The sequence below is a fragment of the Paenibacillus alkalitolerans genome, assembly GCF_016482785.1.
Classification (GTDB): Bacteria; Bacillota; Bacilli; order Paenibacillales; family YIM-B00363; genus Paenibacillus_AE; species Paenibacillus_AE alkalitolerans.
In genome coordinates, this window is the sequence record NZ_JAEMXM010000008.1 from 1 (window position 1) to 12,219 (window position 12,219).

The window sequence follows — 12,219 nt, forward strand, 5'->3', positions numbered from 1 at the left end:
AAACATCCGAACTCGTTGTTCAGTTTTCAAGGAACAAGCTGTTTTTATAACCGTCGTCGTTTTAGCGGCGACTTTTATATACTAACACACACGGGCGCTTTACGCAATACTTAATTCCTTGCCAATTTGTGTTAGCTGCCGGCTCTCGAAGCGGCGAAATCTAATCTACCATGCTTCAACCCCCGCCGTCAACTCTAAATTATGGATCGCAAACAAAAAAACCTGCCGGTAATCCCGGCAGGTTCAAGCTGCTTCTTTAATTCGATATGACTTCTTGGATAAAGTAACTGCGTTCCTGCGCCAAATTGATGATTTTACCGTTCACGCTTACCATCGGCCGGGTCGGATTGTTCCGGTCGGTAAACACGATTTCGCCGATCGCGTTATCGTTAAGACGAACGACCGTACCGTTATGGAACTCCGTTACCTTATTGATAAACGTTTGAACGATACCCGGATCCAGCTTGCCGAACGCTTCTTTCATCAATTGCTCCAACACCAGATAGGGAGAGGAGGCTTTCTTATATTCGCGGTGTGTTGTCATCGCGTGGAACATGTCGGTTACGGCGATCGTTTTCGCATAGAAGTGTATCTTGTCGCCTTTCACGCCCAGCGGATATCCGGTTCCGTCCTCGCGTTCATGATGCTGAAGGCAGCACAACTTGACCCCGTCGTTCAATCCCGCAACATTCTTTAATATGTTGTACCCGATAATCGTATGTTTTTTTAATTCCTCATATTCATTGTTTGTTAAACGGTTGGGCTTGAGTAAAATGTCGTCGTCAATGCGGACATTCCCGACATCGTGCAGAAGCCCCGCCAAGGCGACAGGAATCCAATCTTTCTGGGGGTATCCGCACCAACGTGCCAACTGATAAGACGACAGTGCCACCATAATGCTGTTATGGATCAAATAATCCTGTATTCCGGACCGGCGGGGGGTAAAAGTGAGCAGGTTGTAAAAATGGATTTGCGATAACAACTGTTCCAATTGGTTCCTCATATCCAAAATCGGAAGCGCGCCGCCAGTTGCGGCCAAGGCAAACAAACGCTTCAACACTCTATACATGCCGTCGTATTCTTTATAGAAAGAAAGCAAATCGTCATTCGTCTCAACTTCGGAGTTGGAATCTCCGGAGGGCTCAGGCTCTATTTCAGCGTTTTTTACCTCAATGACGACGTAACGCACCATAAAAGCACGCAAGATTTCCACATCTCTAGGAGAAAGGACCCGGCCCTTTTCCAATAATAAACCGCCAAGCGCCGTATGTACCTCCTCAATTAAGCGTTCACCTGATTTCAACATGGAAACCGCTACTGTCGCCATTATGGAAACCTCACCTTTTAATTCGACTATGCTTTAATTTTAAAACAAAAAGGATTGGCGTTAAAGACCAATCCTTTAAAGTTTTTATTCGTTTTCCTCTCCGGCCGTTTCGCTCATATCGTGATCGTCTTCCGGATGCTCGGTTTCTTCTTCGCCGCGCTCGACTCTCGTCACGGTCGCTACTTCGTCGTCGTCGCGAATATGAATGAGTCTTACACCCTGAGTATTTCGGCCCATTGTGGAGATACCCTCCATGCTGGTCCGAATGACTGTGCCTAAAGCGGTGATGATCATCAAATCCTGATTTTCCCGGACGACTTTCAAACCGACCACGTGACCGTTTTTAGGCGTAAGATTCAGCGTCTTAATGCCTTTACCGCCGCGGGATTGAATGCGGTATTCGGACATCGGCGTCCGTTTGCCGTATCCTTTGGACGTGACGATAAGCACATCGTCATGTTCTTCGACGATGTCCATATCGATGACTTCGTCGCCCTGCGACAATTGGATGCCTTTGACTCCCGTCGCGGCACGGCCCATGGAACGGACCTCTTCCTCGGGGAAACGGATGGACATGCCTTGTTTAGACCCCATGACGATCTGTCTCTTGCCGTCTGTCATCCGAACTCCGATCAGTTCGTCATCGTCTCGCAGAAGCAAAGCGATTATGCCGACCTTCCGAATGTTGCCGAATTCGTCGAGCGGCGTCTTCTTCACGATACCGTGTTTCGTCGCAAAGAACAAATACTTGTCCGGTTCGGCGACGTCGCGGATCGGTATTACGGCACTGATTCGCTCGCCTTGCTCGATCTGTATCAGATTGATGACCGGCGTGCCTCGAGCGGTTCGTCCCAATTCCGGCACTTCGTACGCCTTGATTCGATACGCTTTCCCTTTGTTTGTAACAAACAACAAGTAATTATGAGTATTCGTTACAAACAGGTGCTCGACGAAATCGCTCTCTTTCGTCTCCATTCCGATTACGCCCCGGCCGCCGCGCTTCTGGCTGCGGTACGTCGCTACCGGAATCCGCTTGATGTAGCCGGTGTGGGAAATCGTGATGAGCACTTCGCCTTGCGGAATCAAATCTTCGTCCAGGATCGCTTCTTCTCCGATCGTGATCTCGGTGCGGCGCTCGTCGCCGAATTTTTCCTTGATCTCCGTCAACTCTTCGCTGATGATGTTCAGCACAAGCTGCTCGTCGGCAAGGATCGCTTCGTATTCCGCAATTTTCTGCAGCAATTCCGTATATTCGTTCTCGATTTTTTCCCGCTCCAAGCCCGTCAGGCGCTGCAGACGCATGTCAAGAATCGCTTGCGCCTGTTCTTCGGAAAGAGAGAAGCGGCTGATCAAGCCTTCGCGGGCTTCTTCCGTGGTGCGGGACGCGCGGATCAATGCGATAACGGCGTCAAGATGATCGAGCGCGATTCGCAAACCTTCCAGGATGTGAGCTCGCGCGCGCGCTTTCTTCAAATCGTACTCGGTGCGCCGGCGAATAACCTCGATCTGGTGCTGCAAATAATGATAAAGAATGTCGCGCAAATTGAGCACTTTCGGTTCGCCGTTGACAAGCGCCAGCATGTTAATACCGAAATTCAGCTGCATCGACGTTTGTTTGTATAAATTGTTCAATACGATGCTCGGGTTGACGTCTCTGCGAAGCTCGATCACGATTCGCATACCGTTACGGTCGGATTCATCGCGCAAATCGGTAATGCCGTCAATCTTCTTCTCGCGGACAAGCTCGGCGATCTTCTCGATCAATCTCGCCTTGATGACTTGGTAGGGAAGCTCGGTAACGATAATGCGCGCTTTCCCGTTATTTTCTTCAATCTCGGCTCTTGCCCGCATCGTTACGGAGCCGCGTCCGGTCGCGTAAGCCTGTTTGATGCCTTCGCGCCCAAGAATAAACCCGGCGGTAGGGAAGTCCGGGCCTTTCACAACCGACATCAACTCCAGCGGAGTTACGTCCGGGTTGCGAATGAGCATCAACGTTCCTTCGATCACTTCCCTAAGGTTATGCGGGGGAATGTTCGTGGCCATCCCTACGGCGATCCCGGAAATGCCGTTCACAAGCAAGTTCGGGAATCGGGCGGGGAGGACGGACGGCTCGTGCTCTTCTCCGTCATAGTTCGGTACGAAATCGATCGTCTCTTTGTTGATGTCGCGAAGAAGCTCCATCGCGATTTTCGACAGTCTGGCTTCCGTATAACGCATGGCGGCAGCCGCGTCGCCGTCGATGGAGCCGAAGTTGCCGTGTCCGTCGACAAGCATGTAACGCAGCGAAAAGTCTTGTGCCATACGAACCATCGTTTCATACACCGCAGAGTCGCCGTGCGGATGGTATTTACCGATGACTTCGCCGACGATACGGGCGGATTTCTTGTAAGGCTTGTCCGGGGCCATCCCGAGCTCGGACATGGCGAACAGTATTCTTCTATGCACGGGCTTAAGCCCGTCTCTTACGTCAGGCAGGGCACGGCTCACGATAATGCTCATCGCATAACCCATGAACGATTCTCGCATTTCGGTGCCTATGTCCCGATCTTGTATTTGTTGTAGTCTCTCGTCCGGCATTTTGGGCCTCCTGACAAGTTCTGGTTCATAACCTTATTATTATAACATAAGAATTTATAAATTTCAGATCTAAAAATTAAATTCTTATGTTTCAAGAAAAGCTTCGACTTATCGACGTACCCGCTTCATTGCATGTGCTTCGACAGAAGCTTTTCTTATAACACTTTCATCTATTTTTTGCACAAAAGGTTCACGTTAAACAGCAGAGCGCCAAGCTTAGACATATTTCCAACGGTAAATGCACAGACATTTCATATGCTTATTGAATCTAATATATTGCGGATCAACACCCGCTGTCATGTTGATCCCCCTCCCAACAAAGAAAGGGGACCCCGCCGGGGTTCCCTTTCGTCTGGCTGTTCCTCTTTAGAGAGGAGGCTTGCAGCAATGCGGGCTTTGTCGCATGGCATCGCTCAAAAGCTCTAAACTTTCGATTATTTGAGCGCTTTTATCCGCCGGAACATATTGAAATATATCTTGGATATATGTTTCCATTGTTTCCGCAATTTGTTCATACTGTCGTTTGCCTTTCTCCGTTAGGGAAAGAACCACATATCTGCGGTCTTTCGGATCAGGAAATCGGCTGAGCAGACCGGCTACAACAAGCTGCTGCACTTGGCGGCTCAATGTGCTGGTGTCGATATTCAGCACTTCGGAAAGCTCGTTCAAGGAAATATTCGGCCGTTTGAACAATTCATAAATAATATGGCTTTGAACGACGGATACTCCGCAGCACTGTGCGCCGTCCTTTTGAAGCAAGCCGAATCGTCTCACGAGCAATTGCAGCACTTCACGCAGGTCTACGTACTGTTGCAACTGTTTCATGTTTTATCACCCGATTCATTTGTATCATATAATAGTTGATAATTGCAATAATTTCTAATATCATGTTTTGTAAATCGACTTCTTGCATCAGGAGGTGCATGCTAATGAACACCCAGCATATTTGGACGGATTACAATGAGGTCTTAATGAAATATATAAAAAACCGCGTGAAGAACGAATACGATGCGGAAGACATATTACAGGATGTGTTTCGCAAAATTCATCATTCGATACATCAGCTCGCAGACGAGAGAAGGGTGCAGAGCTGGGTATTGCTGCAATGAGAATGAGCGTCTCGGCGATTGCTGCGATCCGAACTGCTGCAGCACAGAACCGCCCGCTAAAAGCGCCGGTTGTTGTTGAATGATAAAAATGGTTGAGCAGCACATGTCTGCTCAACCATTTTTGCGTTAAATGTCCAAATTCTTGACATATTTCGCATGCTGCTGAATAAAGTCGCGCCGCGGTTCGACGTTGTCGCCCATGAGCGTGTCGAATATTTCGTCGGCAAGCGCCGCATCCTGAATCGATACCTGCAGCAGAGTACGGCTCTCCGGGTCCATCGTCGTCTCCCATAATTGCGACGGATTCATCTCGCCAAGACCCTTATACCGCTGCACGTTCGGTTTCGCGCCTTCGCCGAATTCCGCCAATACTTGATCGCGCTGCTTCTCGTTGTACGCGTATCGAACGACTTTGTTCTTCTCGATCTTATAGAGCGGCGGCTGCGCGATATACACATAACCGCTTTCAATGATTTGCCTCATATAGCGGTAGAAGAACGTAAGAAGCAGCGTGCGGATATGGGCTCCGTCGACGTCGGCGTCCGTCATGATGATAATCTTATGGTATCTTGCCCTTGTTATATCGAAATCTTCGCCGATTCCGGTGCCTAGCGCCGTAATGATCGCCCGAATTTCGGAGTTGGACAAAATTCTATCCAATCGCGCTTTCTCAACGTTCAATATTTTACCGCGAAGAGGGAGGATCGCTTGGAAATGCCGGTCGCGCCCTTGCTTCGCAGAACCGCCTGCCGAGTCGCCCTCGACGATATACACTTCGGAAATCGATGCGTCCTTGGAGGAGCAATCCGCCAATTTCCCCGGCAGGGAGCTCACTTCAAGGGCGCTCTTGCGACGCGTTAACTCGCGGGCTTTACGGGCTGCTTCGCGTGCGCGTGAGGCTTGCAGCGATTTCTCTACGACCTTCTTGGCGACGGCCGGGTTTTCGTTCATGAAATCTTGGAATTTCTCCGCAAACAGCGACTCAACGATGCCGCGAACCTCGCTGTTTCCAAGCTTCGTCTTTGTTTGCCCTTCGAACTGCGGCTCCGGAATTTTAACGGATATGATCGCCGTCAAACCTTCACGGACGTCTTCACCGGTCAAGTTGGACTCGTTTTCCTTCATTTGCCCCGTGCGCCGGGCATAATCGTTAATGATTCGCGTCAGAGCGCTCTTAAAACCGGATTCGTGAGTTCCGCCTTCGTGCGTATTAATGTTGTTGGCAAACGAATAAATGTTTTCCGTATAGCTGTTGTTGTACTGCAGCGATATTTCTATCGTTGTGTGGTCTTTACGCCCTTCGACGTAAATCGGCGGTTCATGAATCGGCTCTTTGTTCCGGTTCAGCCACTCGACGAACGAACGGATGCCGCCGTCGAATTTGAACGTATTTTCAGTATCCGTACGTTCGTCACGCAGCGTAATCTCGATTCCGGCGTTTAAGAACGCAACCTCACGCAAGCGGGATTGCAATATATCGTAATCGTATTCCGTGGTCTCGGTGAAAATTTCCGCATCCGGCTTGAATGTAACCGTCGTGCCGGTTTCTTCCGCTTCGCCGATCTCCTGCACATCGTACTGCGGAGCTCCGCGTCGGTATTCTTGTTTGAAAATTTTGCCGTCCCGGCGTACGGTAACCGTTACGTGTTCGGACAAGGCATTCACGACGGATACGCCGACGCCATGCAAACCGCCGGACACTTTGTAGCCTTCGCCGCCGAATTTACCGCCTGCATGAAGAACGGTCATGACGATTTCCAAAGTCGGCCGCTTCATCTTCGGATGCTCGCCGACAGGAATGCCCCGTCCGTTGTCGATTACCGTAACCGAGTTGTCCTTATGGACGATTACCGTAATTTTCGTACAATACCCCGCAAGCGCTTCGTCGATACTGTTATCGACGACTTCCCATACGAGGTGATGCAATCCGCGGCCGCTCGTGGAGCCGATGTACATCCCCGGGCGTTTACGGACCGCTTCCAAGCCTTCAAGCACCTGTATTTGGCTTTCATCGTACGCATGCTGGTTGACTGACATGATCCATCACTCCATCGTCTTTCGCTATAATTGCCAATTGCCAAATCGGATGCACACTCAAAGCGCCAGTGGCTGTTGCGCGCGTTTCTTCAACGTTGTGGAAGAAATAGGAGAGTAGTATACCTTGTTTACTGTGACGACTACGGATTTGGGTTCTTCTTCGCCTATATGCTCCGTAATTTTTTCTTTCACAGCATTCGTGATGAAGCCTTTCGATATTTTCGATGAAGCTTCGATCGATATGTCGAAGATCGCAATCAATTCGGCCGCCCTAATAATTTTCTCTCCGCCGAGATGAATGAACATAAGGGATTTGTCCTCCTCGCGTCACATCGGTTCCTCTGTGACTGTACCTTCCCGTACATGGAACAAGCGGACGTCGTCGAGCGATTCCAAGCGGATGCCCTCAACGCCGGTCGTCGTAATGAACGTCTGTACCTTCGAACGGAACGTCTCGATGAGCTGTGTTTGGCGATGGCGGTCAAGCTCGGACAACACGTCGTCCAGCAGCAGAATCGGATATTCGTTCGTCTCTTCGCGAATGAGCTCGATTTCCGCCAGTTTTAAAGATAACGCCGTAGTGCGCTGCTGGCCTTGCGATCCGTAACTGTACGCATCTTTGCCGTTAATAGCAAACGACAAATCGTCCCTATGAGGACCGACCAACGTCGCTCCCCTGCGCAGCTCTTGTTCTTTCGCTTGTGATAACTTTACCATAAAACGATTGAATAAGACAGTTTCATCTTGGTAACCGTCGGCATCGACGGACGGCAAGTAACCGATTTCAAGCTTTTCCGCTCCCGCAGTGATGCCGCCGTGAATCGATTCCGCCCACGTTTGCAGCTTTGTAATAAAGTTTTGACGTTTTTGCATAATTTTAGAACCGTACTGCGCAAGTTGTTCATTCCATACGGAAAGAAGCGCATCTCCGGAACCTTTGTGCGCTTCCCCGCTTTTCAAGAAATTGTTTCTCTGCGCGAGCACCTTCTGATATTGGGCGAGAGAGTGGAGGTATGAAGGATGGACTTGGGCGATCTCCATGTCGAGGAAACGCCGCCTCACACCGGGGGATCCTTTGACAATCTCCAAATCTTCCGGGGCGAAAAGCACCACGTTCAAAGTACCTACATAATCGCTCAGCTTCCTCTGTTCCAGGCCGTTAATTCTCGCCTTCTTCCCGCCGCCGGTCAAATCGAGCTGCAGCCGGCAGCCCCCGTATTTCCGCTCGACGGTTGCCGCCAACTGCGCATGCTCCTCGTTCCACCGGATCAGTTCCTTATCTTTGCCCGCACGATGGGATTTGGTGAGCGCAATCATATATATGGCTTCCAGTAAATTCGTCTTTCCTTGCGCGTTCTGTCCTACGAACACATTGACCCGATGGCGGGTTTCGAGATCGACCTGTTCGTAATTACGGTAATTCCGCAGCGACAGGGACGTTACGTTCATACGATCTCGAATGCTCCGAATCCTTGAATGTCAACGCGGTCGCCTCGATACAGCTTCCGGCCGCGCCGGTTTTCGGACTCTCCGTTTACGGTCACTTTCGTCTCGGCCAAGAACGGTTTGGCGGCCCCGCCCGTGCTGATGCAATCCGTGATCTTCAGCAATTGTCCGAGCGTCACATACTCGGTATGAATCGTTACTTGTTTCATGGCAAAATCCTTTCGGCTAAGGGCGGATTAGTTCGTTGTGCGATACGGCAAAATCAAGTGGAGAACTCCGCCTTCGTCGGCCGGCGTCAGAATCATGGGACTCATTGCGCCGGTAAACCCGATTCGAATCGCTTCTTCTTCCGTCACTTTAAGCACGTCCAGCATATATTTGGAATTGAACGATATTTTCAATGATTCCCCGGAGAAGTGCTGTACGGGGAGCGTCTCGGTTACCCGGCCAAGCTCGGAAGAGCTTGAGGATATTTCCACCGCATCGTCGCCTTCCGCGAGCAATTTTACAATATTCGTTTTCTCTTCGCGGGACAATAAATATGCGCGGTCGATCGCATCGGCAAGAGGACGGGTGGCAAAGACGATCTCCGTCCTGTACGACTGCGGTATGATTTTCGACGTATCCGGATAGGTGCCGTCCAAGATTCGCGTATAAAACAAAACATTGCCCACTCTGAACAACACCTGATTATCTGCTACGACGATGTCGATCAGCGTATTTTGTTCCGGTAAAATTTTGCTCAATTCATTTAAATTTTTCCCTGAAATCACAATATTATGAAATTTTAGATCGAAAGCGGTATCGATTGGTTTCTCTATGCTCGCCAACCGGTGCCGGTCCGTAGCCACGAACTTCAATTTGCCGCCTTCTAGTGTCCATAAAACACCGGTTAACACAGGCGTCGATTCGTTCGATGACACTGCATATACTACCTGCCGAATCATGGAACGCAGAACATCGCTTGGCATTGATACGGTTTGATTTTCCGCCAATCGGGGGAGAAGGGGGAATTCTTCCGGATCCAAGCCTGCAAGCTGGATTTCCGTCGATCCCGATTTGATTCCGATTTGGAAACTTTCGTTTACTTCGATATAGACGTCGTCCGACGGCAATTTTCTTACGATGTCTACGAAAAATTTAGCAGCCACTACAACGCTTCCGCCGCGCTCTAAACTGACGATCGTTTCACCGTCGTGTTCGGCCGGAACATAGCTTTGGATCGATATGTCCGTGTCGCTTGCGGTAAGCGTAATTCCGCTCGGTCCGGCATCGATTTTAATACCGCTTAGAATCGGAATTGTCGTTCGGCTTGAGATCGCTTTATTTACATGTTGAATCGATTCATTCAAATAGGATTTAAGAATTTTGAGTTTCAAATTCTATCACTCTCCGCGTCATCATATAGTAATAATATATCTTTTAAAATCGTAGTCATAGTAGTAGGGAGGAAGATTATGTGGATAACTCCCGAAATGACGTAAAGAGAAGCCTATCCACATGTGAATGAATTGTGTATAGGCTTCCGAGTATGCGCCTAGTTATTAACCGCTAGTCGATATATTCGATTTTTAAGACGGATTTTTTATTTTTTCCCGAATCGATTGCACGATTCTAAACAATTCCTGATCTTGCTGCAGCGACGCCGAAATTTTCTCGTGAGCGTGAATTACGGTCGTATGATCGCGGCCGCCGAATGCTTCACCGATTTTCGGCAAGGAATGATCGGTTAATTCCCTGGACAAATACATGGCGATTTGCCGGGGGAACGCAACCGCTTTCGTACGCTTGCGCGCTTTGAAATCTTCCGTTCTCAAGCCGTAATATTCTCCGACCTTCTGTTGTATGTCCTGAATGGTGACGACCCGGTTGCGGTTATTCGGAATAATGTCTTTCAACGCCTCCGCGGCCAAATGTGTCGTTATATCCTGATTGATTAATGACGAGTAGGCGACGATTCGAATGAGAGCGCCTTCCAGTTCGCGGATGTTGGAATCGATCTGATTGGCGATATACATCATGGCCTCATTCGGAATATCCAAGTTTTCCGCTTTTGCTTTCTTTCTTAAAATCGCGATTCTCGTCTCCAAATCCGGCGGTTGGATGTCTGTGATCAATCCCCATTCGAAACGCGAACGAAGCCTTTCCTCAAGCGTTGGAATTTCCTTAGGCGGCCGGTCGCTGGAGATGACGATTTGTTTGCCTTGTTCGTGCAGCGAGTTAAACGTGTGGAAAAACTCTTCTTGCGTCTGCTCTTTGCCTGCCAAAAATTGAATATCGTCAATTAAAAGAATGTCGATGTTGCGGTATTTGTTTCTAAAGCTTTCACCGCGGTTGTCCCGGATTGCGTTAATAAATTCGTTCGTAAATTTCTCCGATGACAAATAAAGCACCCGGGCGCTCGGATTGTGTTCGATTATGTAATGGCCTATGGCATGCATCAAATGCGTCTTTCCCAACCCTACGCCGCCGTATAAAAACAGCGGATTGTACGCTTTCGCCGGCGATTCTGCGATAGCGAGCGATGCGGCGTGCGCAAAGCGGTTGTTCGCTCCGATAACGAACGTCTCGAACCGGTATTTAGGATTCAACATCGAAGATCCCGTGCCTAAAGCAGGCTCAGCGTTGATAATACGCTTCTGCGGTTGTGGCGCCGGCGTAAAATCCCGGTCTTCCTCCGTTACGAACCGCACTTCCACTTCCGAACCCGTACATTCCAATACCGCATTCTCAATTAATCTTGTATACCTGGTCTCAAGCCATTCCCTTGCAAAGTTGTTCGGTGCGCATATCACAAGCGCAGATTCGCTAAGCTGGGCCGCTCGCGTCGATTTTAACCACGTATCGAAGCTGGGACGGCTCACTTTGCTTTGCAGCACTTGGAGCACATTCTGCCAGACGTCTTGGGGATGGTTGTCCACAATCCATTCACTCCTTAAAAACCGCAGTGACAAGCGATGAGCTGTCACGCCATTCAATCGAAATATGTAATCTGCTCCGGAATCTTGTCGAAATTCTGCAAACTTGCCCACAGGAGAGGATAAGCTATTATCCGGAAGGGGGGAAATTGTTCACAAAGATATCCACAATCTGTTGATAAATTGGAGGATAAATAAAATTATTCACAACGAAAACAATATCAATATAGCAAAATGACCGAGCAGTTTCAATGCAATTTCGTATGTTATCCACATTTTCACTATTTTCATTAAAAAATGATTCACAACACTGCCTTTTGTGGGTACGTTGTTCACAACCCGACATAATCCGATTGTTTTCGTCAAAGGTTATTCACATGTGGATATGAATGCTTTGCATCTTGATTTCCTTGACAACAATAAGCCAAAATGATTAAATAGAAAAAGCGCTTTGTTTTGAGATGCAAGCTATGTAGGGGGTGTCAACCGATGAGACCGACTTTTAGACCGAATGTAAGCAAACGGAAGAAAGTACACGGATTCCGCAAGCGGATGAGCACGAAGAACGGACGTAAGGTGCTTGCCGCACGCCGTCTTAAAGGAAGAAAAGTATTGAGTGCATAAAATGCGCGATCAGAGACCACATTGCGTGGTCTTTTTTGTTGGAACGGTTTATTTTGCTTTGAATCTGTGTACCCTTTAAAGAAAAACTTTTTCGAAGTACATTTAAGGAAGCCGGATCGTGATTAGTGGAAGTTTTTCCGGCAACTCTAGAATTGTTTTTTTTTTTCCGTAAAACTTTTAT

Annotated in this window: 11 protein-coding genes; 2 read left to right on the forward strand and 9 right to left on the reverse strand. The window is 48.8% G+C overall.

The features are described 5' to 3' along the window. Positions 1 to 256: 256 nt before the first annotated feature. From JET16_RS14195 to JET16_RS14205, 3 genes are all read right to left on the reverse strand, one after another. The gene (locus JET16_RS14195) at positions 257 to 1,327 is read right to left on the reverse strand and encodes an HD-GYP domain-containing protein (protein ID WP_199616874.1); all 1,071 of its coding nucleotides are present in this window, start codon (positions 1,325 to 1,327) and stop codon (positions 257 to 259) included. Between the two features lie 84 nt (positions 1,328 to 1,411). Beyond that, positions 1,412 to 3,904, reverse strand: coding sequence for a DNA gyrase subunit A (gyrA, locus tag JET16_RS14200; RefSeq protein WP_199616876.1), 2,493 nt, complete (start codon positions 3,902 to 3,904; stop codon positions 1,412 to 1,414). Between the two features lie 366 nt (positions 3,905 to 4,270). After that, entirely contained in the window at positions 4,271 to 4,729 is a 459-nt protein-coding gene (locus tag JET16_RS14205) for a MarR family winged helix-turn-helix transcriptional regulator (RefSeq protein WP_199616878.1), read from the reverse strand. Positions 4,730 to 4,833: 104 nt separating this feature from the next. On the opposite strand from JET16_RS14205, the gene JET16_RS14210 reads away from it, so the two are divergent. Further along, on the forward strand, positions 4,834 to 5,013 hold the full coding sequence (locus JET16_RS14210) for a sigma factor (protein WP_199616880.1): 180 nt from the start codon (positions 4,834 to 4,836) through the stop codon (positions 5,011 to 5,013). A gap of 126 nt (positions 5,014 to 5,139) precedes the next feature. On the opposite strand, the gene gyrB is transcribed toward JET16_RS14210, so the two are convergent. From gyrB to dnaA, 6 genes are all read right to left on the reverse strand, one after another. Further along, positions 5,140 to 7,050: a DNA topoisomerase (ATP-hydrolyzing) subunit B gene (gene gyrB, locus JET16_RS14215; RefSeq protein ID WP_199616882.1), complete on the reverse strand. Its 1,911-nt coding sequence runs from the start codon at positions 7,048 to 7,050 to the stop codon at positions 5,140 to 5,142. Between the two features lie 57 nt (positions 7,051 to 7,107). Beyond that, positions 7,108 to 7,356, reverse strand: coding sequence for an extracellular matrix regulator RemB (remB, locus tag JET16_RS14220; protein ID WP_199616884.1), 249 nt, complete (start codon positions 7,354 to 7,356; stop codon positions 7,108 to 7,110). Positions 7,357 to 7,377: 21 nt separating this feature from the next. Continuing rightward, on the reverse strand, positions 7,378 to 8,499 hold the full coding sequence (gene recF, locus JET16_RS14225; protein WP_199616886.1) for a DNA replication/repair protein RecF: 1,122 nt from the start codon (positions 8,497 to 8,499) through the stop codon (positions 7,378 to 7,380). Continuing rightward, on the reverse strand, positions 8,496 to 8,705 hold the full coding sequence (gene yaaA / locus JET16_RS14230; protein WP_199616888.1) for a S4 domain-containing protein YaaA: 210 nt from the start codon (positions 8,703 to 8,705) through the stop codon (positions 8,496 to 8,498). The genes recF and yaaA overlap by 4 nt, the downstream gene beginning before the upstream one ends. Before the next feature lie 27 nt (positions 8,706 to 8,732). Next, on the reverse strand, positions 8,733 to 9,875 hold the full coding sequence (gene dnaN / locus JET16_RS14235; protein ID WP_199616890.1) for a DNA polymerase III subunit beta: 1,143 nt from the start codon (positions 9,873 to 9,875) through the stop codon (positions 8,733 to 8,735). A gap of 192 nt (positions 9,876 to 10,067) precedes the next feature. Next, positions 10,068 to 11,417, reverse strand: a complete 1,350-nt coding sequence (dnaA, locus tag JET16_RS14240; protein ID WP_199616892.1) for a chromosomal replication initiator protein DnaA — start codon at positions 11,415 to 11,417, stop codon at positions 10,068 to 10,070. A gap of 486 nt (positions 11,418 to 11,903) precedes the next feature. Here dnaA and rpmH point away from each other — a divergent pair, with 486 nt between their 5' ends. Further along, positions 11,904 to 12,038: a 50S ribosomal protein L34 gene (rpmH, locus tag JET16_RS14245; RefSeq protein ID WP_039295761.1), complete on the forward strand. Its 135-nt coding sequence runs from the start codon at positions 11,904 to 11,906 to the stop codon at positions 12,036 to 12,038. The last annotated feature ends 181 nt before the right edge of the window (positions 12,039 to 12,219 follow it).